The sequence below is a fragment of the Bradyrhizobium sp. CB1717 genome (genome assembly GCF_029714325.1).
In the GTDB taxonomy this organism is placed as follows: domain Bacteria; phylum Pseudomonadota; class Alphaproteobacteria; order Rhizobiales; family Xanthobacteraceae; genus Bradyrhizobium.
This window is the reverse complement of the sequence record NZ_CP121666.1, coordinates 5,328,777-5,355,730: the sequence shown is the minus strand read 5'-3', so window position 1 is coordinate 5,355,730 and position 26,954 is coordinate 5,328,777. Positions and strand designations below refer to the sequence as shown.

The following is a 26,954-nucleotide window of genomic DNA, read 5'->3' as shown; positions in this document are numbered from 1 at the left end:
TAGCAGAAATCGATGCAGGATGCGACATTGAGGAACCGGTTGGGGCAGTGGCTCGAGCCCTCCCGCCGCAGCGACGTTCCCCCCTTCATGGTGATGGACGTGATGGCCGCCGCCGCCCGAATCGAGGCCGCCGGCGGTCATGTCATCCACATGGAGGTCGGCCAGCCCGCGGCCGGCGCGCCGAAAACCGCGATCGCGGCCGCCCATGCCGCGCTCGAGGCCGGCCGGATCGACTATACCTCCGCGCTCGGCATCCCTTCCTTACGTGAGCGGATCGCGCGGCACTATCGCGACGTCCATGGTTGTGACGTCAGCCCCGAGCGGATCGTGGTGACGACGGGCTCGTCCGGCGGATTCATCCTCGCGTTCCTGTCGATGTTCGAGCCTGGGGACCGCGTCGCGGTGACGGTGCCGGGCTATCCGCCATACCGCCACATCCTGACCGCGCTCGGCTGCGAGCCGGTGCTGATCGAGACCACGAACGAGACACGGCACGCGCTCACCGGCGAGGCGCTGCTGGCCGCCCATCGCAAGGCGCCGCTGAAGGGCGTGCTGGTCGGCAGTCCCGCCAATCCAACGGGAACGATGATGTCCCGCGAGGCGCTCTCCGGCCTGATCACGGCGGCGGAAGACGCCAAAATCCGCTTCATCTCGGACGAGATCTATCACGGGCTGGATTACGCGTTTCCGGCGGTGACGGCGGTGACGCTGTCCGACCACGCACTCGTGATCAATTCGTTCTCGAAGTATTTTTGCATGACGGGCTGGCGTGTCGGCTGGATGGTCGTGCCGGAGATTCTGGTGCGCCCGATCGAGCGGCTGCAGCAGAACCTGTCGATCTCGGTGCCCGCGCTGTCGCAGATCGCCGCCGAGGCCGCCTTCGACGGCGCCGCCGAGATGGAGGAGATCAAGCACGGCTATCAGGAAAACCGGCGCATCCTGATCGAGGGACTGCCCAAAGCGGGCCTCAGCAAGTTCCTGCCGGCTGATGGTGCGTTCTACCTCTATGCCGACGTCTCGGATTTCACCTCCGACAGCTTCGAGTTCGCCAAGCAGATGCTGGAGCAGGCCCATGTGGCGGCGACGCCTGGCGTCGATTTCGATCCCATCCATGGCCGTTCATTCATACGGTTCTCTTATGCCCGTTCGGCAGAAGAGATGCGGGAGGCAGTTGACCGGATCGCTCACTGGCTTAAATAGCCGCCAGTTTTCGCCAGCCTTCCGGAGTGCAACTTGTCTGACCGTTCCGCGCCCAGCGCCGCCACGCATTCTCCTCTCGCCGGATTGATGTGGCCGACCCGTCCGGGCGAAACAGTCGGTGCACTGCGCGCAGTCGTGCTGATTGCGCTCGGCACTGCCTTGATGGCGCTATCAGCCAAGGTCAACCTGCCGCTGCCTTACGTGCCCATGACGTTGCAGACGCTGGTGGTGCTGATGATCGGCGCCGCCTATGGCTGGCGCCTTGGCAGCGCAACCATGATCGCCTACCTCGCCGAGGGTGCGCTTGGCCTGCCGGTGTTCGCCGGTCCCGTGGGTGGGATTGCACCGCTGGTCGGCCCGACCGCGGGCTATCTGTTCGGCTTCGTCCTCGCTGCCTTCGTGACCGGCTGGCTCGCCGAGCGCGGCTGGGATCGCAGCGTGGTGCTGCTGTTCGCCGCGATGGCCGTCGGCCACATCGTCATCCTGGCCGCCGGCTTCGGCTGGCTGGCCTTCGGCCTCGGTCTGGGCGTGGCCAAGGCCTGGCAAGTGGGCCTTGCGCCGTTCATCGCGGCGTCCCTGGTCAAGAACGCGCTGGGCGCGACGCTGATGCCGGCGGCGCGCCGGATCGTCGATCGCCGCGGGTAAAGCGCACCATTCCGATCGGTTCCAATTGACAGGGCCGGCCAAGTTGATCTTGGCTGGCCCCAATGTTCGAGGGGGAGTGAAACGATGACGACGACAACGATGGCGGGGGCGCCGGTCGCGCCGGCCGCAGCCAAGCCGTGGTACAAGATTCTCTATGTCCAGGTGCTGATCGCCATCGTGCTCGGCGCCATCGTCGGCTGGCTCTGGCCGTCGTTCGCCACCAACGACTGGATCAAGGCGATGGGCGACGGCTTCATCAAGCTGATCAAGATGGTGATCGCCCCGATCATCTTCTGCACCGTGGTGTCGGGCATCGCGCACATCCAGGACGCCAAGAAGGTCGGGCGCATCGGCGTCAAGGCGCTGGTCTATTTCGAGGTCGTCTCGACCTTCGCGCTGGTGATCGGTCTCATCGTCGGCAATCTCGTCAGGCCGGGCGCAGGCTTCGGCAATGCGGCGGCGAGCGAGGCGGCCGTTGCGAACTACGCCAAGCAGGCCGCCGGCCAGAAGTCCGTCGACTTCGTGCTGCACATCATTCCGGACACCGTGGTCGGCGCCTTCGCGCAAGGCGAGATCCTGCAGGTGCTGCTGTTCTCGGTGCTGTTCGGCTTCGCCATCATGAGCCTGGGTGAGCGCGGCCACACCATCCGCAGCTTCATCGACGATGCCGCGCATGCGGTGTTCGGCGTCATCTCCATCGTGATGCGTGCGGCGCCGATCGGCGCGTTCGGTGCGATGGCCTACACCATCGGCAAGTTCGGCACCGGCGCGATCCTCAATTTGATCGGCCTGATCGCGACGTTCTACGTCACGGCCGCGCTGTTCGTGTTCGTCGTGCTCGGCACCATCGCGCGCATGGCGGGGTTCTCGATCTTCAAGTTCCTGGCCTACATCAAGGACGAGCTGCTGATCGTGCTCGGCACATCGTCGTCGGAAAGCGCGCTGCCGTCCTTGATGGAGAAGCTGGAGCGGCTCGGCTGCTCGAAGTCGGTGGTCGGCCTCGTGGTGCCCACGGGCTACTCGTTCAACCTCGACGGCACCAACATCTACATGACGCTGGCGACGCTGTTCATCGCCCAGGCGCTCGGCGTCGATCTCTCCTTCGGCCAGCAGCTGACCATCCTGGTGGTGGCGATGCTGACGTCGAAGGGCGCCTCCGGCATCACCGGTGCGGGCTTCATCACGCTGGCGGCAACGCTCGCCGTGGTCGATCCGCGCCTCGTGCCGGGCATGGCGATCGTGCTCGGCATCGACAAGTTCATGAGCGAGTGCCGTGCGCTGACCAATCTGTGCGGCAACGGCGTCGCCTGCGTGATCGTCGCCTGGTGGGAGGGTGAGCTCGACCGCGACAAGCTCAACGCCAACCTCTCCAAGCAGGTCGACCCGACCGACATGGAGACGGCGATCACGACAGACTGATCCGGACGCGAGCCACGCTGTCAGACCTCGAAGTAATAGGGCTGGTCGAGATCCTCGATCAGCCCTTTTTCTTTGGGCTCCCAACCGAGTGCCGCACGCGTCTTCGCGCTCGAGGTCGGAACGTCAATGCTGGCGAACCGTGCGAACCATCCGAAATGGGACTCGGCCTCGTCACTGGACTTCGCGACCACGGGCACGCCGAGCCGTTTGGCGATCACTTCGGCAATCGTCTTGAACGGCACGCCTTCCTCGGCGATGGCGTGATAGCGGCGGGCGGATGCGCCTTGCTCCAGCGCGAGCCGGTAGACACGCGCGGCGTCGAAGCGGTGCGCGGCCGGCCAGCGGTTGCTGCCATCGCCGATATAGGCCGCAGCGCCTTTCTCGCGGGCGATTGCGATGAGGCGCGGGACGAAACCGTGGTCGCCCTCGCCATGGGTCGTGGGCGGCAGCCGCACGATGCTGGCGCGGACGCCTTGCTGCATGAGATCCTCGGCGGTCGCTTCCGAGACGCGCGGAAAGTAGCGCGCCGCGGCATCGTCCTCGGTCGCGAGGCGTCCGGGCGCGAGCAAGGCCACGCCTGACGTGACGATCAGCGGGCGCTCGGAGCCCTTGAGCTCCTCGCCGATTGCCAGAATGGCGCGGCGGTCGAGCTCGCAATTCTCGGTGAATTTCGAGAAGTCGTGGTTGAAGGCGAGGTGGAGCACGCCGTCGGATGCGGCCGCGCCGCTGCGCAAGGAGGCTTGGTCCTCCAGCGAGCCGCGATGGACCGCGGCGCCCATCGCCGCGACGGCGGCCGCACTGCCGTCGGTCCGGGCAAGGCCGGTGACCGCGTGGCCGGCGGCGATCAGGTCGCGAACGACGGCGGAGCCGACAAAGCCGGTGGCGCCGGTGACGAATACGCGCATGAGATATCTCCTCGGGGTTGGTGGCGAGGACCATCTGCGCTAGACTTATCCGGGTAAAGTAGTGACGTTATCGGGGTATAATAGCTAACAGGATGAGCGAGACCGCCCCCGCCGAGAACCTGCTCGGGACCTACCTGAAGGACCGCCGCACCCGGCTCGATGCCGCCGCGTTCGGCCTCAGCGGCAGCCGCAGGCGCACGCCCGGGCTCCGTCGCGAGGAGGTGGCGCAGCGCGCCAATATCAGCCCGACCTGGTACACCTGGCTGGAGCAGGGCCGCGGCGGGGCTCCGTCGGCCGACGTGCTCGATCGCATCGCCCGCGCCTTGATGCTGACCGATGTCGAGCGCGAGCATCTGTTCCTGATCGGCCTCGGCCGCCCACCCGAGGTGCGTTATCAGGCGGCGGAGGGAGTCTCGCCGCGGCTGCAGCGCGTGCTCGATGCGCTCGCGTTCAGCCCTGCATTGGTGCGGACTGCGACCTGGGACGTCGTCGCCTGGAATCGCGCTGCGAGCGTGGTGCTGACCGACTATGGGGCGATCCCGCCGGGCCAGCGCAACATCCTGCGCTTCATCTTCTGCGATCCGCGCGTGCGCGCCGCGCAATACGACTGGGACAGCGTGGCGCGCTTCGTGGTGGCGGCGTTCAGGGCGGATGCCGCGCGTGCCGGCGCCGTCTCGCATGTCGCCGATTTCGTCGACGAGCTGTGCCGCACCAGCCCGGAATTCGCCGCGCTCTGGCGCGATAATGACGTGCGGCATCATGGCGACGGCACCAAGCGGCTGCGCCATCCCGTTCACGGCACCATGTCGTTCGAATATTCGAGCTTCAACGTCGAGGGCCGCTCCGACCTCAGCATGATCGTCTACAACCCGGCGACGCCAGAGGATGCCGACCGGATCAGGACACTGCTCACTGAGCGCGCCGACTGACGGAATTTTCGATCTCGCGCGTTTAACCCGCATCTCGGAGCTTGAGGGGTGGGTATCGTGCGCGATGCGGCTGTGAATCCGATTGTGTTGCAGGCGGCGGAGCATTTTGCGGCGGGGCGTCCGGATAAGGCGGACGCGCTCTGCGCGGAGATCCTGAAGAGCGATCCGGATTACGTCCCGGCGCTGCATCTGGCCGCTGTGGCCGCCTTCATCAGCGACCGTGCGGCTGACGGCGCTGCGCTGCTCGGCCGCATCTTCCGCGTCGATCCCGACCACGCGCCGGCGCTCGTGACGCTCGGTGATGCGCTTGCCGTCAAGGGCGAGCAGGAAGGGGCGGTCGCCGCATTCCGGCGCGCGCTGGTGCGGCGGCCTGACGATGCCGGCCTGCACAACAAGCTCGGCGTCGCGCTCGGCGAGCTCGCGCGCTTCGACGAGGCCGAGGCCGCCTATCGCCGCGCGCTGGCGCTCGATGCGCAACTGACACGGGCGTGCTTCAACCTCGCCGTCGTGCTCGCGGAGCAGGGGCGGCTCGCCGAGGCCGAAGAGGCCTATCGCGCGGTCATCGCGCGGGAGCCTTCGTATCGCGGCGCCTGGCTCAATCTCGGCAATCTCCTCGTGGACCAGGCGCGCCTCGACGAGGCGGAAGTGGCCTTTCGCCGCGCGCTTGCCGAAGACCTCGATGATCCCGGGCTGCTCTGCAATCTCGGCGAGGTGCTCTATCGGCGTGGATTGCTCGAAGACGCCATCGCCCAGTACAGCCGCGCCATCGCGCTTGCGCCGGACAATGGTCCGGCGCTGCGCCTGCTCGGCCTCGTCCTGCACGAGGCCGGTCATCTGCAGGAGGCGGCCGAGATCTATCGGCAGACGTTTGCGCGTGATCCGTCGGACCATTTGATCGCCAGCAATCTCGGTGCCTGTCTCTCCGAGCTCGGTGAACTGGACGAGGCGATCTCCGCCTGCGAGCACGCGCTGCTGCTCAAGCCCGATCACGCCCCGGCCTGGACCAATCTCGGCATCATCTTCGAGAAGCAGGAGCGCGCTGCCGACGCGGTCGCGGCGCACCGCTGTGCGGTCGTCGCCGATCCTGATTATGCCAAGGGCCACGCCAATCTCGCGGTCGCGCTGCGCAATGCCGGCGAGATCGACGAGGCGCTCGCGGTCTCGCATCGTGCGATCGCGCTCGATCCCAGGCAGCCCCTCGCGCAATACAACCATGCGCATTTCCTGCTGATGAACGGCGACTTCGCGGAAGGTTTCGAAGCCTATCGCTGGCGGCGGAAGTGCAAGACGCTGTCGGACGGCGATCCCGTATTCGACGAGCCGGAATGGCAAGGCGAGCCGCTCGAGGGCCGCACCTTGCTGCTCTTTGCCGAATACGGCCTCGGCGATGCCCTGCATTTCGTGCGCTACGTGCCGATGATGACGGCGCGAGGCGGCCGGATCATTCTGCAGGTTCAGCCCGCGCTCGCCGCACTGCTGCAGCAGCTGCCCGACGTGACCGTGATCCCGCGCGGCGTGCCGCTGCCGCCGTTCGATCTGCAACTGCCGCTGATGAGCCTGCCGCGCATCTTCGGCACCGCGCTCGACACCATTCCGGCTGATGTCCCGTACCTCCATCCCGATCCCGCAAAATTGTCGCGCTGGCGCGCGGCGCTTGCGGACGTGACGGCACTGAAGGTCGGCGTGGTCTGGGCCGGCAATGCCAGGCACAAGGGCGACCGGCAGCGTTCGCTGTCGGCCGAAGCCGTGCTGCTGCGTTTCGTGATGCCAGGCGTGCAGCTCTACAGCCTGCAAAAGGAGCCGCGGCCGGAGGATGCTGCGGTGCTGGCCGCGCTCGGCAAGGACATCATCGATCTTGCGCCGGCGCTCGGCGATTTCGCCGACACCGCGGCAGCCGTCGCGGCGCTCGATCTCGTCATCGCCGTCGACACGTCGGTTGCGCATCTTGCCGGCGCGCTGGGACGTCCGGTGTGGATGCTGACGCCGTATGCGCTCGACTGGCGCTGGCTGCGGGATCGCGAGGACAGCCCGTGGTATCCGACCATGCGGCTGTTCCGCCAGCGCAGCCCCCGCGAATGGGACGATCCGTTGCTGCGCCTGTCGGCCGCGCTCGCGGTGCTCGCCGCAAGCGCCGAGGGCTAAAACCGCTCCGGCCGGTACGGTGCAGGATCGATGGACGGCGGCTCGCCGCTCATGATCTCGGCGAGCAGGCGCCCGGTCGCAGGCCCGAGCGTAAAGCCCTGATGGCCGTGGCCAAAGTTCATCCAGAGGCCGGGATGGCGCGGGGCCTGTCCGAGCACCGGCAGCATGTCGGGCGTGCAGGGGCGGGTGCCGAACCACGGATCGGGTTCGACGCGTTTGCCGAGATCGATCAGCTCGCGTGCGGAGGCTTCGGCGCTGGCGAGCTGCACGGGCGTTGCGAGCGCATCCGGACCGGTCAGCTCGGCGCCGGTGGTGATGCGGATGCCCCTGGCCATTGGACCCATGGCGTAGCCGCCGCCCTTGTCGACGAGCGGCAGATCGAGCGAGGCGCCGCCGCTGTAATGCATATGGTAGCCGCGCTTGCGCACCAGCGGGATGCGATAGCCGAACTTGTACAACAGATCGGGCGACCATGGCCCGAGTGTCACGACGGCATGGGCCGCATCGATCCGTCCCTGATCGGTGTCGACCGACCAGCCGCTCGTGGTCTGCTGCAGCGACTGCGCATCACCGAGCACGATCCTGCCGCCGAGGCGCGCGAACAGCTCGGCATAGGCCGTGACCAGCGCGCCGGGATCGGTCACGGTCCAGGTGTCGAGCCAGTGGATCGCGCCGGGCAGATCGTCGCGCAGGATCGGCTCGGCCTTCGTCAATTCGCTGCCCGACAACACGCGAAAGTTCACGCCGAATTCGCGCTGGTCTTGCTCCGCGTCCTTGATCGACTGCTCGAGGGCTGCGGCATCGCGATAGAGCGCGCGATAGCCGGCGCGGCGTATCAGATTGTCGGCGTGGGCCTCGCGGATGAGGATGTCGTGCTCGCTCGTGGCGTAGCCGATCAAGCGCGCCCAGCCGACGATGGCTTCGCGATGCCGCTTCGGCGCCGAATGCCACCAGTAGCGCAGCAGCGGCTCGATGTGACGATGAAGCGAGGACAGGCTGTAGCGCACGTCATTGGTGCGGCCGGTCGCGATCTTCAGCAGTGTGGAGAGGTCGCGCGGCATCGGATAGGGGCGCACGGCTTCCGCCTGGATCATCCCGGCATTGCCGTAGCTGGTCTCGCGGCCGGGCTCCCTGCGGTCGACGAGCGTGACGGCCCAGCCGCGCCGCTGCAGATGCAGCGCTGCACCCACACCGACCATGCCGCCGCCGAGAACGATCGCGCTTTGCATCGGACAAATTCTCCTGTCAGGCCCGGGTCATTCCCAGGTGAGAAAATCAGGCGCGGCCGACAGCGGCGGCGCTGCGGCGAGCCGCGCGAGGTCAGGTACGGGCCGGCACATTTGTGCGTCGTTCGCGAAAGCCGCCTCGATGCTCGCGGCGACCGAGAGCACGATGGCATCGCCGCCGCGCGGGCCGACGATCTGCAGGCCGAACGGCAGGCCGGCCTCATCGAGGCCGAGCGGGATGCTGATCGCCGGGTGGCCGGCAAGGGTAACGGCATAGGCGAGCGCGAGCCAGTGGAAATAGGATTTGGTCGGCACGCCGTCGATCTCGGCGGGATAGAGCTCCGACCAGGGCCGCGGGCTCAGCGTGATGGTCGGGCTGATCAGCACGTCGCAACCCGCGAAGAAGCTCTGGTAGGCGCGGTAGATCCGCGTCTGCGTCGTGGCCGCGCGCGCGTGGTCTTCGAGCGTGTAGCCGAGGCCTTCCTCGACATTGGCGCGGACGTTCGGACCGAGCATGTCAGGCCGTTCTTTGTAGTTCTTGCCATGCGTCGCCAGGAACATGCCCGCGCGCAGCACGGCGAAGGCGTCATCCGCGCCGGTGCAGTCAGGCGTTGCCTCGCGGCTGTCGGCGAACAACGGCGCGAGTTTGCTCACGCGATTGCGGAACACGCGGCGGATTGCCTGCTCGGTCGGCGCGAAGCCGAAGTCTTCCGTGAAGGCCAGACGCAGCTTGCCGAGATCGGTGGGGCGCGGCGCGGCCCAGCGCTCGGCGCGCGCACGCAACGGTTCGCCGGGCAGGGTGTAGGCGAGCGGATCGCGGGCATCGTCGCTCGCCATCACCGACAGCATCAGCGCGGTGTCGGCGACGTTGCGCGCCATCGGCCCGTCGGTCGAGAGGTTCGACCAGCCGAAGATGCGCTTTTCACTCGGTACGAGTCCGTAGGACGGGCGCATGCCGACGATGCCGGAGAAGCCGGCCGGATTGCGCAAGCTTCCGCCGGTGTCGGAGCCCGAGGCGAGCGGGGCCATGCCGCAGGCGAGCGCGACCGCCGAGCCGCCGGAGGAGCCGGCCGCCGAGCGCATGGGATCGAACGGATTGCCGGTGGCGCCGAACACGGGATTGCGGGTGTTGCCGCCGGCCGCCCATTCCGGCGTGTTGGTCTTGCCGAAGATGATGGCGCCGGCGGCGCGTATGCGCGCGACCGAGCCCTGGTCAGCGGTTGGCACGTTATCGCGCAGCAGCGGGCTGCCGTAGGTGGAGCGCATCCCGGCGGTGTCCTGGGTGTCCTTGATCAGGACCGGCAGGCCGTGCAGTGCGCCGCGATCTTCGCCGCGCAGGATGGCTGCCTCGGCCTCCTTCGCCGCAGCGCGTGCGCCCGGCTCGTCCAGCGTCACGACAGCGTTGACGGCGCCATTGATGGCGGCGATGCGCGCGAGGCAGGCATCGAGCAGCTCGACAGGCGAGATCGTCCGCGCGGCCAGCAGGCGGCGCAGCTCAACGGCACTGGAATCGCACAGTTCGGACAACGCCCGCTCCCTTTCAGATTATGAAAACGATTTAGCATATCGGAAAGCGGAGCGGCGCACCAATCTTCGTCAATCGAGTCATTTCGTGCGCCAATGGTGACTTGGGCTGCTCCAGTCGGCACCAAATAGGTCCGATCTGGAGTATATCGGTCGAAAAGATTAGGCCGATCGATCAACTATTTTTCCTTGGTCGTGCTAGCATTCCTCCATGAGCGAGATCACGACATCAGAAACTGCCAATTCCCAGCTCGGCCAATGCCTCAAGGCCGCCCGCCAGGCGCGCGGCCTGACGCTCAAGCAGGTGGCGGAGCGGACCGGCATGGCGCTTTCGACCCTGTCCAAGGTCGAGAACGGCCTGATGTCGCTGACCTACGACAAGCTGCTCCAGCTCACCTCGGGCCTGAAGATGGAGATCGCCGAGCTGTTCAATCCGGCGGTCGCTGCGCCCGCGCAGGGGCGGCCGGTGACTGCGCGGCGGAGCATCAGCCGGGCCGGGCAGGGGCAGGTGATCACCACGAAGTTCTACACCTACACCTATCAATGCACCGACCTGATCGGTAAACGCATGGTGCCGATCGTGGCCGAAGTGCGCGCGCGCTCGCTCGAGGAGTTCGGTCCGCTGCTGCGTCACGGCGGCGAGGAGTATTTCGTGGTGACGCGCGGACGCGTCGCGGTCCACACCGAGTTCTATGCGCCGGAGATCCTGGGCGAGGGCGACGGCATCTATCTCGACAGCACCATGGGCCACGCCTACCTCAATGCCGGCGAAGGACCTTCGGCAACCGGCGTCTGCCTCTGCACCAGCGAGGCGCCCGATCTCTACGACCAGCTCCGCCAGATCGCCGCGCGCGACGTCGCGCCGCTCGGGGATGACGAGCTGCCGTCGTAGCGGCGGCACCCTGAAATGAAAAACGCCCGGCTTGGCCGGGCGTTTTTTGTTGGGCGTTCGGCTTACTCGCCGCCGCCGAAGCGGCGGGACCACCAGCCGGCGCGGCGTGGGGCGGCCGGCGACTCGGTTGCCGCTTCCGGCGCGGGCTCCGGGAGCGGTGCGGGCGGAGCGACCGGCTCGGCTGCCTGTGCAACCGGTGCTGCCGGCTCGCTCGCGCTGCTCGACAGGAAGCTCACCTTTTCGCGGACCGTGGAACGGCGCCGCGTGGCCTTATCGTCGGTGGATTCTTCTTCCGTTGCAACGGGAGCGGGAGCCGGCTCGGGCTGGGCCGGGGCCGCAGCCTGAACCTCGGCACGCGGCTCGGGCTCGGCGATCTGCGGTTCAGTGGTGTATTCGGCCTGCGCGATCGAGGGCGCAGCCTCACCGCTGGCGCCGTCGAAATCGGCGACCGCCTCGGTTGCTTCCGGCGCCGCATTGGCCGCGAGCTCGTCGCTGATGGAGCCGGCGAGACCTTCCTCGTTGCCGCCACGACGGCGACGTCCGCCCCTACGACCGCGCCGGCGCCGGCGGTCGCCGCTGCCCTGCTGCTCGCCACGGGCTGCCTGCTCCTCGCCTTCCTCGCCGTCCTGCTCGGACTCGGATTCCTCTTCGCCTTCGCTGGCTGCCACGGCCGCCTCGGGAAGACTGGGCGCACCATCCTCACGCACTTCGCCCTCGCGCTGGCCACCGCGGCCGCGCCGGCGACGGCGGCGCTTGCGGCGCTGACCGTCCTGCTCGGGGGCAGCCTCTCCAGCAGCCTGCTCCTCAGTGAGACCTTCGGTCTCCTCGGACTCGATCTCGGATTCCAGCTCCGAATCGAACTCCTCGTCGTCATAGGCGTCTTCGACCAAGGGCGGCGGGCTCGCAGCCGCCTGCGCCGCGAGCAGCGCCTTGGCGGCTTCCAGCGTGTGGACCTGCTCGCCGCGGTCGATGAGATAGGCCTGCGGGCCGCTGACGCTGGGATCGGCGATGATCGACAGCGTGACCTTGAAGCTGTTCTCGAGATCGCGCAGATGGCCGCGCTTGTGGTTCAGCACATAGAGCGCGACGTCGGTGCGGGTGCGGACCACGAGATTGTGGGTCGCGCCCTTCATCAGGATCTCTTCGAGGCCGCGCAGGAGCTGCAGCGCCACCGAAGACACCGAACGGACATGGCCGGTGCCGCCGCAATGCGGGCAGGGATCGGTCGAGCTCTCGAGCACGCTGGCGCGGATGCGCTGGCGCGACATCTCGAGCAGGCCGAAATGCGAGATGCGGCCGACCTGGATGCGCGCGCGGTCCTGCCGCAGGCAGTCGGACAGCTTGCGCTCGACCGCCCGGTTGTTGCGCTTCTCGTCCATGTCGATGAAGTCGATGACGATCAGGCCGGCGAGGTCGCGCAGGCGGAGCTGGCGGGCGACCTCTTCGGCCGCCTCCAGATTGGTCTTGAGCGCGGTGTCCTCGATATGGTGCTCGCGGGTCGATCGTCCCGAGTTGACGTCGATCGAGACCAGCGCCTCGGTCTGGTTGATCACGACATAGCCGCCGGAGCGAAGCTGCACGGTCGGCGAGAACATCGCATCGAGCTGGCTCTCGACGCCCATGCGCGAGAACAGCGGCTGGCCGTCGCGATACTGCTTCACCGCGCTGACATTGGCGGGCATCAGCATCTTCATGAAGTCGCGCGCTTCGCGGTAGCCGCCGTCGCCGGCAACCTGGATCTCGTCGATCTCCTTGTTGTAGAGGTCGCGCAGCGAGCGCTTGATCAGCGAGCCTTCCTCATAGACGAGGGTCGGAGCCTGCGACTTCAGCGTCAGGTCGCGCACCGTCTCCCACATCCGGATCAGATACTCGAAATCGCGCTTGATCTCCGGCTTGGTGCGGGAGGCGCCTGCGGTGCGCAGGATGATGCCCATGCCCTCGGGCACGTCGAGATCCTGCACGACCTCCTTGAGACGAGAACGGTCCTGCGCACTGGTGATCTTGCGGCTGATGCCGCCGCCGCGGGCGGTGTTGGGCATCAGCACGGCGTAGCGGCCGGCGAGCGAGAGATAGGTCGTCAGCGCCGCGCCCTTGTTGCCGCGCTCTTCCTTGACGACCTGCACCAGCATCACCTGGCGGCGCTTGATGACTTCCTGGATCTTGTACTGGCGGCGCGGGCGGAAGGTACGCTCCGGCACTTCCTCCAGCACGTCGTCACCGCCGACGGATTCGACGACTTCCTCCTCGGCTTCCTCGCCGTCTTCTTCGTCCTCGTCGTCGTCGTCTTCGCCGGCTGCTTCCGCGGCCTCGGCATGCGGCGCTTCAACGCTCTCGCCGGCAGCGTAGACGGCATCGGCCGGCTCGGTGGCCGACGTCACGGCTTCGGCGAGAGCCTCGGCGTGCGCTTCGAAGGCGTGAGCTTCGACGGTCTGGGCCTCCTGCGGCTCGGCAACGGGCTCGTTCGCCACGACGGGTTCTGCGCCAACCGCGGCGACGGGCGCGGGCGCCTCGTCGGCATGGTCGTGGTCGTGATGATCGTGTTCGCCGTCATGACCATGGTCGTCATGATCGTGAGGGTGATCATCGTCATGGGCGTGGTGATGGTCGTCGTGCCCGTGATCGTCGTGATCGTGCTCGCCGTGCTGCTCCGCCTCGGTGTGCAGATGCTCGCCTTCGAGCGGAGCGCCTTCGGTGTAGTCCGGCTGCGGCGCGCCCTCGAGCGGCTGGGCGGCGGGATCGGCGCCGGCGCCGAGACCCTCGACGATCTCGCTGCGCACGCGCTCGCCATGACCGCGGCGGCGGGCATTGCGGTGGCGCGAGCGGCGGCGGCCGTGGGAACGATTCTCGCTCTCTTCCTCGGCCTCGCGATGAGCCTGCTCCTCGGCCTCGATCAGCGCCTGCCGGTCGGCGACCGGGATCTGGTAGTAGTCGGGATGGATTTCGCTGAAGGCGAGGAAGCCGTGGCGGTTGCCGCCATATTCGACGAAGGCGGCCTGGAGCGAGGGTTCGACCCTTGTGACCTTGGCGAGGTAGATATTTCCGCGCAATTGCTTGCGTTGCGCGGTCTCGAAATCAAACTCTTCGACGCGATTGCCGCGGACCACGACGACCCGGGTCTCTTCCGGGTGGGTGGCATCGATCAACATCTTGTTGGGCATGTCTTAACTCTTGGCGGCGGCGGGCGCGACTCACCGTGGGCGCGATCTGCGCTGCCGGGTGACGCGACGGTCCACCTGATTCGGGGGTGAGGGGAAGGCCGAAACGCCGTCTCTCGCGCCTTGCCGAACCGGAAGCTTCAGGACCACAGCGGCGCGCGGGATTGTCACTCCGCAGCGTCGCGAATGGTCCTTCAGAGTTCGTCGGCACAGTCTGGCGCATCAAGCGTCGGCCCGTATGAAACATTGGGCGGCGGGGCCGCCCCTCAATCAGTTGCTGCAGGCCAGGCATGGCGCGAGCGCGCTCGCCCTGGGGGATCACGAACCGTCCCCTTGGGATCAAGGGACCGGGTAATGGGTTACGTCGCTGTCAGAACCGTCCCGGAAACGAGGTAACCGGAAACCGTCCGCCGCCGGGGCTTGGCCCGCTCCGCCTCGCTGCCGCGCACCGCGCTGGCCTTAGAGGAGAACGGAAAACGCTGGAATTCCCGAATCTTGGGAGCTCCGGCGCTGCACCGGGAGGCTGAATGCGACACAACCGGAAATATCGGCCGTCAGCATTCCGTACATACGAGGAATGGACCATCGGTGCAAGGGAGCGTCGCGCGGCGGTCACAGTCAGCGAGTTTCGCGAATCCGTCATTAAGGATCGATTAACCCTGTGGTTCTATTGCGTTAAAAAGCTGCTCGGAGGCACGGAATCGGTGGCGAGCCGCGCAAAACAAAGGGTCTTGCTGGGATGCGTTCTGTTGTGCGCTGCGGCATTGCCGTGCGCCGATTCCTCGCGCCTGAGCGCGGCGGAGAGCCGGTCGCAACCCGCTGCTGCGGCAGCAAATTTTCCAATCGCCTCAGGCGCCCGGCTGGCCGGTGACGGCAAGCAGACCCGCTTCATCCTCGACATCGACCAGACCGTGACGTTCCGCGCCGTGACGCTCGCCGACCCGTACCGGGTGGTCGTGGACGTCCCGCAGGTCAATTTTCAGCTCCCCGCGGGGACCGGAGCGGCGGGACGGGGCCTGGTCAAGGCCTTCCGCTACGGGCTCGTCATGCCCGGCGGCTCGCGAATCGTGTTCGACCTGACCGGGCCGGCCAAAATTGCCAATTCCTATGTGGTCGAGGCGGCCAACGGTCAGCCCGCACGGCTCGTGCTCGAGCTGGAGGAGGTCGACCGCGCCGCCTTCGTGCAGGCGCTCGGGCCGGAAAACCGCCCCGAGCTGCGGCCTGCGGTCGCCGAGGCGCCGCCTGCAACCGTTCCCGCCGTAGCAGCCCCGGACGCGGCGCAGCAGAAGGCTGACAGCCGGCCGGTCGTCGTGATCGATCCCGGCCATGGCGGCATCGACAACGGCACGCAGTCGAGCGGCGAGAGCGAGAAGAACCTGGTGCTGGCCTTTGCCCGGGCGCTGCGCGACCGGCTGGACAAGGCGGGCAAGTACCGCGTGGTGATGACGCGGGACGACGACACCTTCATCCCGCTCAATGACCGGGTCAAAGTCGCGCGCAACCTCAAGGCCGCGCTGTTCGTCTCGATCCATGCCGATGCGCTGCCGCGGGCCGAGGGCGATGCCCAGGGCGCCACCATCTATACGCTGTCCGACAAGGCCTCCGACGCCGAGGCCCAGCGCCTGGCCGACGCGGAAAACCGCGCGGACGCGATCGCCGGCTTCAACCTCGCGGAGGAGCCGACCGATGTCGCCGACATCCTGATTGACTTGACGCAGCGAGAAACCCGCACGTTTTCAAACCGTTTTGCCCATCTGCTGATGGGCGAAATGAAGTCCGCGGTGCGGATGCACAAGCATCCGCTGAAATCGGCCGGTTTCCGGGTGCTGAAGGCCCCGGACGTGCCCTCGGTGCTGGTCGAGATCGGTTACGTCTCCAACAAGGGCGACCTGGAGCACCTGGTGTCCGAGGGCTGGCGGTCCAAGGCCGTGGGCTCGATGGCGCAGGCGATCGACGGGTTCCTGGCCAAACGGCTGGCGACGTCCGCCGGCGCGTCGAATTGAAGAGGGTTTTTCCGTCCCGCCGCAAAGGCCCTAGTTTGGCCACAGCGGACGCTTTATAAAAATGCCGCAGGGGGTTCCGGAATCGGAGAGAATCCCGCTCGGCGAGCGTCTTTAGGCCCAGCTTGATGTGATTGCGTAGGCCGGTGAATTCGCGACGTGAGGTTGGCGCCAGTTTGGGGTGCCAGTTTTTGGGTCCTGTGGGGCTGATACTGGGCTGATCCAGAGTTTGAACGGATAAACACATAATGCGCTTGCTGGTGCGGTTCATGGGCTTCCTGTTCGCCGCGGGAACAGTGGTGTTCCTTGTCGGTGTCGGGGCCGTGGCAGGCCTGATCTGGCATTTCTCCAAGGACTTGCCGGACTACTCTCAGCTTCAGGACTACGAGCCGCCGGTGATGACGCGTGTGCACGCGGTCGACGGTTCGCTGCTCGGCGAGTACGCCAAGGAGCGGCGGCTCTATCTGCCGATCCAGGCGGTGCCGAAGCTCGTGATCAACGCCTTCCTCGCGGCCGAGGACAAGAATTTCTACGAGCACGGCGGCATCGACTACACCGGCATGGCGCGCGCGGGCGTGCTCTATCTCCAGAACTTCGGCTCCAACCGCCGTCCGCAGGGTGCTTCCACGATCACCCAGCAGGTCGCCAAGAACTTCCTGCTGACCAACGAGGTCTCCTTCTCCCGCAAGATCAAGGAAGCCTTGCTGGCGATGCGGATCGAGAAGACCTATTCGAAGGACAAGATCCTCGAGCTGTACCTGAACGAGATTTATCTCGGCCTCGGCGCCTACGGCATCGCAGCCGCCTCGCTGGTCTATTTCGACAAGTCGGTGAACGAGCTGACGGTGGCGGAAGCCTCCTATCTGGCGGCGCTACCGAAGATGCCGGCGACGCTGCATCCGGTGCGCAACCGCGACCGCGCCATCGAGCGCCGCAACTACGTGATCGACCGTCTCGTGGAGAATGGCTGGATCAAGCAGGCCGACGCCGACAAGTCGCGCAAGGAGCCGCTGGCCGTCACCAACCGTTCCAACGCCGCCCACACCTTCGCCGGCGAATATTTCGCCGAGGAAGTCCGCCGCGACATCTTCGAGCGTTACGGCGAGAAGAAGCTGTATGAGGGCGGGCTCTCCGTCCGCACCACGCTCGATCCCAAGATCCAGGTCATGGCGCGCAAGACCATGGTCTCGGGCCTCGTGAATTATGACGAGCAGCAGGGCTATCGCGGCGCCATGAGCAAGCTCGATATCTCCGGCGACTGGGGCGTGAAGCTCGCCGAGATCAAGTCGCTGTCGGACATCTCGCCGTGGCGCATGGCGGTGGTGCTGGAGACCAGCGACCAGTCGGCGCGCATCGGCTTCCAGCCGAGCCGCGAGCTCGGCGGCGCCGTCAGCAAGCAGCGCGAGACCGGCCTCGTGACCCTCGACGGCGTGCGCTGGGCGAGGGCAGCCCAGGGCAACGCCAAGGGCAAGACGCCGACCTCAGTGGCGCAAGTGCTGGCGCCAGGCGACGTGATCTATGCCGATCCGCTCTACAGCAAGGAAGGACAGCCGGTCGAAGGCCAGTACCGGCTGCGCCAGATCCCCGAAGTCTCCGGCGCGATGGCGGTGATGGATCCCTGGACCGGCCGCGTGCTCGCAATGGTCGGCGGCTTCTCGTTCGACCAGAGCCAGTTCAACCGCGCCACGCAGGCCTACCGGCAGCCGGGTTCGTCGTTCAAGCCGATCGTCTATTCGGCCGCGCTCGACAACGGCTACACGCCTTCGACGGTCGTGCTCGACGCGCCGATCGAAATCGACCAGGGCCAGGGCGCCGGCGTGTGGCGGCCGGAGAATTTTGATGCCGGCAAATATAACGGTCCGATGACGCTGCGTAATGCGCTTCGACTGTCGCGTAACACCGTGACGGTGCGGCTTGCCCAGGACATCGGCATGCCGTTGATTGGCGAGTATGCCAGACGTTTCGGCGTCTATGATGAGCTGCCCAATTACCTGTCGTACTCGCTGGGCGCCGGCGAGACCACCGCGATGCGCATGGTCACAGCCTACTCGATGCTCGCCAATGGCGGCCGCCGTGTGAAGCCGACCCTGATCGACCGCATCCAGGATCGCTACGGCCATACCATCTACAAGCACGACCAGCGCGAATGCCGCGGCTGCGAAGCGCCGGGCGGCTGGAAGAACCAGCCCGAGCCGCAGCTGATCGACCGCCGCGAGCAGGTGCTGGATTCCATGACCGCCTACCAGATCACCGAGCTGTTGGAAGGCGTGGTCCAGGCCGGCACGGCAACAGTACTTAAGGAAGTGGGCAAGCCGATCGCCGGCAAGACCGGCACCACCAACGAGGCCAAGGACGCCTGGTTCGTCGGCTACTCGCCGGACATCGCGGTCGCGGTCTATATGGGCTATGACAAGCCGCGTCCGCTCGGCAGAGGCAATGCTGCGACCGGCGGCCATCTCGCCGCGCCAATCGTGCGTGATTTCCTCAAGCTGGCGCTTGCCGACAAGCCCGCCGTGCCGTTCAAGGTGCCGGCCGGCATCAAGCTGGTGCGCGTCGTCGCCAAGACCGGCATGCGTGCCGGCCCCGGCGAGACCGGTGGAACCATCCTCGAGGCCTTCAAGCCGGGAACGGCGCCACCGGACAACTACGCGGTTATCGGAGTCGCCGACGCCGACGCGCGCGGCGGCATGCCGGCCTCGCAGCAGCAGCCGGATTCCGGCTTCCTGATACGGCCGGGCACCGGCGGGCTGTGGTAGCGGATAACAGCGACGATCGCGGTTCCGGCGGTTGCGCTTTGCAGCCGTCGCCGTTACATCCCGTTGCAATCGAACGCGGACCAATTCCGCGACATCAGAGAACGACATGCGCGCCGAAATCGAACGGTTGGTAGAAGAGATCAAGCAGTCAGTCGGGCTGCTGAGGAGGCATCTTTGACGTCGAGAAATCGACGGCACGCCTCGCCGAGCTGAACAAGCTCGCAGAAGATCCCAACCTCTGGAACGATCCCCAGAAGGCCCAGAAGCTGATGCAGGAGCGCACCTCGCTGGAGGATTCGCTTTCGGGCATCGGCAAGGTCGAGCAGGAGCTCGAAGACGACATCGGCATGATCGAGCTCGGCGAGGCCGAGGGCGATGACGGCGTCGTTGCCGAAGCCGAAGCTGCGCTCAAGAACCTGAAGAAGGAAGTCGCCCGGCGCGAGCTCGAGGCGCTGCTGTCGGGCGAAGCCGACCGCTTCGATTCCTATCTCGAAGTCCATGCCGGCGCCGGCGGCACCGAGAGCCAGGACTGGGCGCAGATGCTCCTGCGCATGTACACGCGCTGGGCCGAAACACACGGCTTCAAGGTCGAGTATCTCGAAGAGTCCGAAGGCGAAGAGGCCGGCATCAAGTCGGCGACCATCCAGGTCTCCGGCCACAACGCCTATGGCTGGCTGAAGACGGAAGCGGGCGTGCATCGCCTCGTGCGCATCTCGCCGTTCGATTCCAACGCGCGGCGGCACACCTCGTTCTCGAGCGTGCAGGTCTTCCCCGTCATCGACGACAGCATCAAGATCGACATCAAGGAATCCGACGTCCGCACCGACACCATGCGCTCGGGCGGCGCCGGCGGCCAGCACGTCAACAAGACCGAATCCGCGGTGCGCCTGACGCACATTCCGACCGGCGTCGCCGTGGTCTGCCAGGCCGGCCGCTCCCAGCACAAGAACCGGGCGCAGGCCTGGGACATGCTGCGCGCGCGGCTCTACGAGATCGAGCTGAAGAAGCGCGAGGAGAAGGCCGCCGCCGACCAGGCCGCCAAGACCGATATCGGCTGGGGTCACCAGATCCGCTCCTACGTGCTGCAGCCCTATCAGATGGTGAAGGATCTGCGCACGGGCGTGCAGACCTCCGACACATCGGGCGTGCTCGGCGGCGATCTCGACGAGTTCATGGCCGCGACCTTGGCGCAGCGCGCCTTCGGCACCACCGCCGGTGACGTCGAGGACGTGGACTAGCCATGCCCCGCGTCGCCTTCATCGGGCTTGGACGGATGGGCCACGGTATGGCCGGCCGCTATCTCGATGCCGGCTTCACGGTGACGCTGTGGAATCGCAGCAGGGCCAAGGCGGAGGATCTGATCGCGCGCGGCGCGCATTGGGCGACTTCGCCTGAGGACGCCGCGATCGATGCCGACGCGGTCGTGACCATGGTTGCCGACGACGAGGCCTCGCGCGCGGTCTGGCTCGGGCCGCAGGGAGCGGCCAAGACGGCGAAGGCCGGCACCATCGCGATCGAATGCTCCACCGTCTCCTATGACCATGCCCGCGAGATGGGCCGCGAGTTCAATGCGCGTGGGCTGATCTACATCGATTGCCCCGTGACGGGTTTGCCGGATGCGGCGGCCGCCGGAAAGCTGACGCTGCTGGTCGGTGCCGACGCGGCTGATCTCGAACGTGCACGGCCCTATCTCGAGCCGATCGGCTCGACCATCCGCCATTTCGGCGCGGTCGGGTCCGGCACCGTCTACAAGCTCATTAACAATCTCATGGGCGCGATCCAGATCGCCGGGCTCGCCGAGGGCCTTGCTATCGCCGAGCAGGCCGGGCTCGACATGAACCTCGTGCTGGAATCGATCCAAGCAGGCGTTGCCGCAAGCCCGCAGGTGCAGCGCCACTCCAAGCGCATGGTCGCCCGCGATTTTTCCGGCGCGACCTTCACGGCAGCGCTGCGGCACAAGGATGCCGCCTACGCCGTGACGCTCGCGGAGAGCCTGCTCGCCGGCAAGCCGCTGGTCGCACGCGCCGCGGTCGAGGCCTACGCGCAGGCGAAAGCGGTGATGCCGGATGACGATGAAGGCAAGATGATCGAGCTGGTGTCGCGGCCGAAGAAGCCATCCTAGCCGGTACATTCACATGGGGCAGCCACGTTCGGAACGCGGTCTCGGTATTGCCCTCGTCGTCGCCGCCGCGGTTGCCTGGAGCACCGCGCCGTTCTTCACCCGGCTGCTGCCGTTCGATCCCTGGACCATCCTGTTCTGGCGCGGCCTGTTCGGCGGCGGCCTCATCACGGTGTTTCTCGTCCTGATGCAGGGGCGCGGCAGCTTGCACCATGCGCTCATTGGCGGGGCTTTGGTGATCGGAGCGGTGGTCGCCGATCTCGCCGGCGATGCGCCAAAGCGTGACGAGAGCCAGAGCGCGAGCCCTTAGGATCGATCGGAAATCGGGTGGCGTCATCCGCCGGTCTGGATTAGGTCGGCCGCCGAGATGAGACGCCATGCCCTCAACGATAACCGGATCGACGCGCGAGACTGGTCGCTGCTCGCTGTGCTCTCGATCCTCTGGGGCGGATCGTTCTTCTTCAATGGTGCGGCGTTGCGGGAATTGCCGCCGCTGACGCTGGTGTTTCTGCGCGTCGCGCTGGGAGCGGCCATGCTGTTGCCGCTGCTCCGCATGCAAGGGATAGGCTTGCCGAAGGGCATTGCGGGGTGGAAGCCGTTCTTCGCGATCGGTCTGCTCAACAACGTCATCCCGTTCTCGCTGATCGTGATCGGCCAGACGTTTATTCCGAGCGGGCTGGCGTCGATCCTGAATGCGACCACGCCGCTGTTCACGGTGATGGTGATGGCGGCCGCGGGCGAAGAAGCCTTGCAGACGCGGCGCCTCGCCGGGGTGGCTCTGGGTGTCGCCGGCGTGGTCATCCTGCGCGGGTGGGGCATCGAGACGCGGCCGGGGCAGGGGGTCGGCATCCTGCTGTGCCTCGGCGGTGCCCTCAGTTACGGCTTTGCGGCGCTCGCGGCGCGGCGGCTGTTGAAAGACTCTCCTCCACTCGGCACGGCGACGTTTCAACTGATGGCGTCGACAGTGATGATGGCGGTGGTCGCCGGCGCTGCAGAGCAGCCGTGGCGTGTTCCAATGCCTGGTGTCACGACGTGGCTCGCGGTGCTCGGCCTTGCGGCTCTATCCACGGCGCTCGCCTACATCGTCTTCTTCCAGATCATCCGACGCTCGGGCGCGACCAATGTCATGCTGGTGACGCTGCTCATTCCCGTCACCGCCATTCTGCTGGGATGGCTGGTGCTGGGTGAGCCGATCTCCATGCGCGAGATCGCGGGTGCGATCGTCATCGGCAGCGCGCTGCTGGTGATCGATGGGCGCGCCCTCGGTTTGCTGCGTCGCGTCGCGTAAGTTCCGCACCAACGTTTCACCGCGCGGAAAATCGTCGCGCTTGCCAGCCGCAATCCTCCTTGCGACACTCTCCTCAAAACAAGACTACAAAATAGGGGAGAGAACGATGCCGGGTCGTCGCAAGAATCTCGCTGCCCTCGCCATGCTTGTTGCCGGAGCGCTCGCCGCGACACCGGCCTCGGCGCAGAAGACATACGACCCCGGCGCTTCCGACACCGACATCAGGATCGGCAACATCATGCCCTATAGCGGGCCGGCGTCGTCCTATGGCGTGATCGGCAAGACCGAGGCCGCCTTCTTCAAGATGATCAACGACCAGGGCGGCATCAACGGCCGCAAGATCAATTTCATCAGCTATGACGACGCCTATTCGCCGCCGAAGGCGATCGAGCAGGCACGCAAGCTGGTCGAGAGCGACGAGGTCCTCCTGATCTTCCAGGCGCTCGGCACGCCCTCGAACTCCGCGATCATGAAATACATGAACGCGAAGAAGGTGCCGCAGCTCTTCGTCGCCTCCGGCGGCACCAAGTTCGGCGATCCCAGGAATTTCCCGTGGACCATGGGCTTCCAGCCCAACTACCAGAGCGAGGGACGGATCTACGCAAAGTACATCCGCGACAATTTTCCGAACGGCAAGATCGCGGTGTTCTGGCAGAACGACGACGCCGGCAAGGACCAATTCAAGGGCCTGAAGGACGGGCTCGGCGATAAGGCGAGCATGATCATCGCCGACAAATCCTACGAGGTCAGCGATCCCTCGATCGACTCCCAGATCGTGGCCCTGCACGATTCCGGTGCCGACATCTTCTTCTCCTGGGCCGCACCCAAAGGCTCGGCGCAGGCGATCCGGAAAGTCGGCGAGCTCGGCTGGAAGCCGAAATTCTTCCTCGCCAACACCGCGACCTCGGTCGCCTCCGTGCTCAAGCCCGCCGGGCTCGAATACGCCAAGGACATCATCTCGACGGTCTATTTGAAAGACCCGACCGACCCGACCTGGGACAAGGATCCCGCCGTGGTGAAATGGCGCGCGTTCATGGACAAGTATTATCCTGACGGCGACAAGGCCAACGCCAACAACGTCTATGGCTATGTTCAGGCCGAGGCGATGGCGCAGGTGCTGAAACAGTGCGGCGACAATCTCACCCGTGAGAACGTCATGAAGCAGGCCGCCAATTTGAAGAACTTCCACACCGACCTGATGCTGCCGGGCATCATGGTCAACACCTCGCCCGACGACTACTTCCCGATCGAGCAGATGCAGCTGATGCGCTTCAACGGGCAGGCCTGGGAGCTGTTCGGCGACGTCATCACCGGCGAGGTCGGCCACGAGCGCAGCCAGTAGTCATTTCTGACTGCTGGCCTTGGCCTTCAGGACCATGCCGCCGGCGACGCCGACGCCGAGCACATACATCCAGCCCTCGTGGAAATCGAACAAATGCGAGTTGAGCAATGAGCTCGCGAAGTTCTGCACGACGACGGCGAGGCCGATCCAGGCGGCCAGGCCTTCGCCGAGGAACAGCCGTAGCTGCGCGATCCACATGGCGTAGAGCAGGACGACGCCCAACAGGCCCCATTGCATCGCGGCGTTGAGGGTCTGGTTGTGCGGGTTGTTGACGACTTCGGCAGCAAGGCTGCTTTCGCTTGTGGCGGCGCGCTCGAACTGGCGCTTGATCGAGCCGGTGCCGTGGCCGATCATGGGCGCCTCGGTGAAGGCGTGGAGCGCCTTGCGCCAGTAGGTCAGCCGCTGCGCGGTCGAGGCGCGGCTGATGTCCTCATGGCCGTGGCGGTATTCGATCGCGACGTCGGCGATGCGCTGGCGCAGATAGGGCGATGTCGTCCAGGCTAGCAGGCTTGCTGTGACCGCGCCCGCAAGCAAGACCAGCGCTGCCCGCCGGCTTAGATGCCTCCAGGCGAACAGCGCCAGCAGCACTGCGATGCAGAGCAGGGCGGTGCGGGCCGCGGCGACGAACACCATGTTGGTGACGAACAGCAGGATCAAGGACAGGCAGGCGAGTGCTGCGACCGCGCGTCCGCTACGCCAGAAAGTCAGAACCGGCAGCGCAAGTGCAAAGGCACACAGCGTGAATTCCTGGCTCTGGTCGATGTAGTTCTTGACGGGAACGCCTGATGACGCCGTCGCAGTGATCTTCCAGGCGGGGTTCAGCAGCACGATCCAGGAGAACACGACAAGCAGCGCGCAGGAGGCGAGAAAGGCGATGCAGACGTGGAGGCCCCGTTCGGACCGGCTGAAATGATAGAGCAGCGGCGGAATCAGCACGAGCTTTGCGACCGGCTTGATCGCATGCAGCCGGTCCGCCCATGCCCCCTCCGACCACAGCGTGCCGACGAGCGCGAGCAGCAGGAGCGCGAAGGGCAGGGCAAACGCCGGCCGCGTCAGCCGGCGCGCATAGTCGCGCCAGGCGATGGTCGGCGTCACCGCGAGCAACCAGAGCCCGGCGAAGATCGATGGCGCCGTCGTGGACCACGGCAGCGATGCCGCGATCAGGATGACGAGCACATCTGCTGCCCGGAGCAGCGCGGCCGGATTACGCCAGGTCCGCCATCCCGTCCGGCCGCCCTTCCGATCAGCAGGACCGGACCACATCGCGGATTCGGCCGTCATCCGTACGATGCGAGCGGCGCGGCCGCCAGTCTGTCCGCGGGGACCTGGCGGCCGAGGAAATCGCGGGCCTGGGTCTCGTAACCGAAGCGCTTCGCAAGCTCCTGGCGCCGCGCCCGGATCTTCCCGCGCCACTCCTCCTGCCGTGTCAGCACGCGGGTGACGGATGCGGCGATCGAGTCCGTCGAATACGGGTCGAAATAATCGGCCAGCTCGCCGGCGACCTCGCGGAAGACTGCGATGTCCGAGCACAGCACCGGCGTGTTCGCGGCCAGCGCCTCGATGATCGGAACGCCGAAACCTTCGGCAAGGCTCGGCATGATCAGGCCGTGCGCTTCCGCGATCAAGGCGGCCTTCTCGTGCTCGTCGACATAGCCGGCGAAGCGGACGTTTTGCGGGAGGTTGCGCATCCGGCTGATCTCGCCGGCATAGCCGATCACGAAGAGATCGGCCTGCGGTACGCCGCGGAAGGCACGGACGACGGCGGCGACGTTCTTGCGCGGCTCGTTCGAGACGATCACGACGAAGCTCGGCCGCCCCGGACGCCCCGACGGGGCTGGAAGGTGCAGGACATCCGGGGCGTCGAACCGGGTGCGGGGATACACGACCCGCGCCGGTAGGTGCGCAAATTGCGGCAACAGTTCCCTGAACCGCAGCATGCTGTAGTTTGAAACGAAGGCGAGTTCGTCGGCCTGGCGCAGGCTGGTGCGGATTCGCGCCAGGAACTGCCGCGTGGCGATGTCGCTGAGCTTGAGATCGGTGAGCGGCAACAGATCGTGGACGACGCAGATCACCTTGGCGTCCGGCCTGCGCTTGATCGCCACGCGGGTCGGGGTGTCCACGACGATCACGTCGTAGTCGCGCGCGTCGATCCGCGGCGGTGGGAGCAGGAAGAAGGCCGAGGAATCCTGGTAGTTGAAGAATCCGGGCTCGAGCTGGAAGTCGCCGAACAATTCGAGGTGGCTCAGATCCGGCGGTATGTATTCGAGCGCGGCGGGCCGGTTCTCGATCTGGTGCGCGTTCAGGCCACGCAGGCCGATCGCGCGCAGCAGGCACAGAATGTTGTCGCGCGACAGCAACATGCCGGCCCTGTGCCGGAGCCAGTCGAATTTGCGGCGCGTGCCGCTGAGCGTCACCGGCCCGCTCACGTTGATTTCGTCGAGGAAGCGATAAAGCGCAAGCAGCTCGATGTTGCGGGACTGGGCCGCGAACAGCTTCGTGCGTCGCTCGCGCCGCAACAGTTTGCGGTAGCGCTTCGAGGTCTCCACCAGCAGCGTGAGTTCGTGGCCCTCCGAGGCGAGCGAACGCACAAGCTCCCGCGTGAAATGGAAGATGCCGCGCTTGTGGTTGGGTTGTCCGAGCGACTCGGAGACGACGAGGATGTTCTGTTTCATGCGCGTTTCTCGCGGAGCTCAAAGGTGTGCGTGGCCGGGGGCTCGACAGTGACGGTCGAGGCGATGCGGCCGTGATCGAGATTGATGATGCTGGTGCAGATGCGGCGCAGCAGCGGTTGGTCGTGCGAGGCGATGATCACGATCGCCGCCTGCGACACCATGTTCAGCAGTCGCTCCTGCGCCTTCTCCGCAAAATGCTCGTCGACCACGCTGAGCCATTCGTCGAGCAGCAGGATGTCGGCCGGAAAGGCGGTCGCGGTCGCAAACAACACCCGCATCAGCATTCCCGAGGAGAACATCCTTAAGGGAAGCCGCTGCATGCGGGGCTCCAGCTCGGTGAAGGCCCAGATCTCGTCGATCACGGCGCGGGTCGGCCTGTGGCCGCTGATCCGCAGCAGCAGCGCGATGTTGTCCTCCGCCACGAAATCGAGGTTGACGCCGGCGTTGAGGCCGAGCAGCGGCACGACGTTGCCCTGCAGCGCGATGCTGCCGCTGCTCGGTGGATACACCCCGGCAATCAGCCGCAGCAGCGTCGACTTGCCGGAGCCGTTGGGACCGGCGAGCCCGATGCGGCTGCCTGCTTCGGCCTCGATCGTGACGTTGTCGACGGCGCGGATGATCCGCATCTCACCCGGCTCGCGGATGAGATGCCCGAGCAGCCGCCGCTTCAGCGAGAAGTCGTAGGCGCCGTAGAGCGGATAGTCGAGACAGACGTTGCGAAGAGTGACCCTGACCATGCG

The 26,954-nt window shown here is 66.3% G+C and carries 20 protein-coding genes; 13 read left to right on the top strand and 7 right to left on the bottom strand.

Translation table 11 applies throughout. The annotated features are described in order from the left end of the window. Positions 1-12 precede the first annotated feature (12 nt). The 3 genes from QA649_RS25470 (at position 13) to QA649_RS25460 (ending at position 3,264) form a co-directional block, all read left to right on the top strand. The gene (locus QA649_RS25470) at positions 13-1,200 is read left to right on the top strand and encodes an aminotransferase class I/II-fold pyridoxal phosphate-dependent enzyme (protein ID WP_283019605.1); all 1,188 of its coding nucleotides are present in this window, start codon (positions 13-15) and stop codon (positions 1,198-1,200) included. Positions 1,201-1,287: 87 nt separating this feature from the next. Continuing rightward, a complete protein-coding gene (locus QA649_RS25465; RefSeq protein WP_283026095.1) occupies positions 1,288-1,845 on the top strand; it encodes a biotin transporter BioY in 558 nt (185 codons plus the stop codon). An 84-nt stretch (positions 1,846-1,929) separates the two neighbouring features. Then, positions 1,930-3,264 carry a dicarboxylate/amino acid:cation symporter gene (locus QA649_RS25460; protein ID WP_283019604.1) on the top strand — a complete coding sequence of 445 codons (1,335 nt, stop codon included), beginning with the start codon at positions 1,930-1,932 and terminating at the stop codon, positions 3,262-3,264. 20 nt (positions 3,265-3,284) lie between these two features. On the opposite strand, the gene QA649_RS25455 is transcribed toward QA649_RS25460, so the two are convergent. Further along, complete coding sequence (locus tag QA649_RS25455) at positions 3,285-4,169, bottom strand: SDR family oxidoreductase (protein ID WP_283019603.1); 885 nt, start codon at positions 4,167-4,169, stop codon at positions 3,285-3,287. A 92-nt stretch (positions 4,170-4,261) separates the two neighbouring features. On the opposite strand from QA649_RS25455, the gene QA649_RS25450 reads away from it, so the two are divergent. Then, entirely contained in the window at positions 4,262-5,098 is an 837-nt protein-coding gene (locus QA649_RS25450) for a helix-turn-helix transcriptional regulator (RefSeq protein ID WP_283019602.1), read from the top strand. Positions 5,099-5,146: 48 nt separating this feature from the next. After that, positions 5,147-7,240: a tetratricopeptide repeat protein gene (locus QA649_RS25445; protein WP_283019601.1), complete on the top strand. Its 2,094-nt coding sequence runs from the start codon at positions 5,147-5,149 to the stop codon at positions 7,238-7,240. On the opposite strand, the gene QA649_RS25440 is transcribed toward QA649_RS25445, so the two are convergent. Further along, positions 7,237-8,469 carry an FAD-binding oxidoreductase gene (locus QA649_RS25440; RefSeq protein ID WP_283019600.1) on the bottom strand — a complete coding sequence of 411 codons (1,233 nt, stop codon included), beginning with the start codon at positions 8,467-8,469 and terminating at the stop codon, positions 7,237-7,239. The two genes, QA649_RS25445 and QA649_RS25440, sit on opposite strands and share 4 nt — an antisense overlap. A 27-nt stretch (positions 8,470-8,496) precedes the next feature. Continuing rightward, the gene (locus QA649_RS25435; RefSeq protein WP_283019599.1) at positions 8,497-9,993 is read right to left on the bottom strand and encodes an amidase family protein; all 1,497 of its coding nucleotides are present in this window, start codon (positions 9,991-9,993) and stop codon (positions 8,497-8,499) included. Between the two features lie 208 nt (positions 9,994-10,201). Here QA649_RS25435 and QA649_RS25430 point away from each other — a divergent pair, with 208 nt between their 5' ends. Beyond that, complete coding sequence (locus QA649_RS25430) at positions 10,202-10,882, top strand: XRE family transcriptional regulator (protein ID WP_260384138.1); 681 nt, start codon at positions 10,202-10,204, stop codon at positions 10,880-10,882. 62 nt (positions 10,883-10,944) lie between these two features. Here QA649_RS25430 and QA649_RS25425 read toward each other — a convergent pair whose 3' ends face one another. Beyond that, positions 10,945-14,040, bottom strand: a complete 3,096-nt coding sequence (locus QA649_RS25425) for a ribonuclease E/G (RefSeq protein ID WP_283019598.1) — start codon at positions 14,038-14,040, stop codon at positions 10,945-10,947. 701 nt (positions 14,041-14,741) lie between these two features. Between QA649_RS25425 and QA649_RS25420 the strand changes: the two genes are divergently transcribed. From QA649_RS25420 to QA649_RS25390, 7 genes are all read left to right on the top strand, one after another. Continuing rightward, positions 14,742-16,040 carry an N-acetylmuramoyl-L-alanine amidase gene (locus tag QA649_RS25420; RefSeq protein ID WP_283026094.1) on the top strand — a complete coding sequence of 433 codons (1,299 nt, stop codon included), beginning with the start codon at positions 14,742-14,744 and terminating at the stop codon, positions 16,038-16,040. Between the two features lie 245 nt (positions 16,041-16,285). Next, entirely contained in the window at positions 16,286-18,793 is a 2,508-nt protein-coding gene (locus QA649_RS25415) for a penicillin-binding protein 1A (RefSeq protein WP_283019597.1), read from the top strand. A 106-nt stretch (positions 18,794-18,899) separates the two neighbouring features. Beyond that, positions 18,900-20,031 (top strand): peptide chain release factor 2 gene (prfB, locus tag QA649_RS25410; RefSeq protein ID WP_100234372.1). Its coding sequence is split into 2 segments (ribosomal slippage): positions 18,900-18,968 and positions 18,970-20,031, totalling 1,131 coding nucleotides; the frame shifts between segments, so codons are not numbered across the junction. A gap of 2 nt (positions 20,032-20,033) precedes the next feature. After that, positions 20,034-20,915 carry an NAD(P)-dependent oxidoreductase gene (locus QA649_RS25405; protein ID WP_283019596.1) on the top strand — a complete coding sequence of 294 codons (882 nt, stop codon included), beginning with the start codon at positions 20,034-20,036 and terminating at the stop codon, positions 20,913-20,915. A gap of 13 nt (positions 20,916-20,928) precedes the next feature. Continuing rightward, positions 20,929-21,222: a hypothetical protein gene (locus QA649_RS25400; RefSeq protein ID WP_283019595.1), complete on the top strand. Its 294-nt coding sequence runs from the start codon at positions 20,929-20,931 to the stop codon at positions 21,220-21,222. A gap of 57 nt (positions 21,223-21,279) precedes the next feature. After that, the gene (locus QA649_RS25395) at positions 21,280-22,200 is read left to right on the top strand and encodes a DMT family transporter (RefSeq protein WP_283019594.1); all 921 of its coding nucleotides are present in this window, start codon (positions 21,280-21,282) and stop codon (positions 22,198-22,200) included. A 106-nt stretch (positions 22,201-22,306) separates the two neighbouring features. Further along, positions 22,307-23,542, top strand: a complete 1,236-nt coding sequence (locus tag QA649_RS25390; protein WP_283019593.1) for an ABC transporter substrate-binding protein — start codon at positions 22,307-22,309, stop codon at positions 23,540-23,542. Here QA649_RS25390 and QA649_RS25385 read toward each other — a convergent pair whose 3' ends face one another. The 3 genes from QA649_RS25385 to QA649_RS25375 are packed head-to-tail and all read right to left on the bottom strand — an operon-like array spanning position 23,543 to position 26,951. Then, entirely contained in the window at positions 23,543-24,823 is a 1,281-nt protein-coding gene (locus QA649_RS25385; protein WP_283019592.1) for an O-antigen ligase family protein, read from the bottom strand. Further along, on the bottom strand, positions 24,820-26,214 hold the full coding sequence (locus QA649_RS25380) for a glycosyltransferase family 1 protein (RefSeq protein WP_283019591.1): 1,395 nt from the start codon (positions 26,212-26,214) through the stop codon (positions 24,820-24,822). The genes QA649_RS25385 and QA649_RS25380 overlap by 4 nt, the downstream gene beginning before the upstream one ends. Then, positions 26,211-26,951, bottom strand: coding sequence for an ABC transporter ATP-binding protein (locus QA649_RS25375; RefSeq protein ID WP_283019590.1), 741 nt, complete (start codon positions 26,949-26,951; stop codon positions 26,211-26,213). Before QA649_RS25375 ends, QA649_RS25380 begins: the two co-directional genes overlap by 4 nt. Between the last annotated feature and the right edge of the window lie 3 nt (positions 26,952-26,954).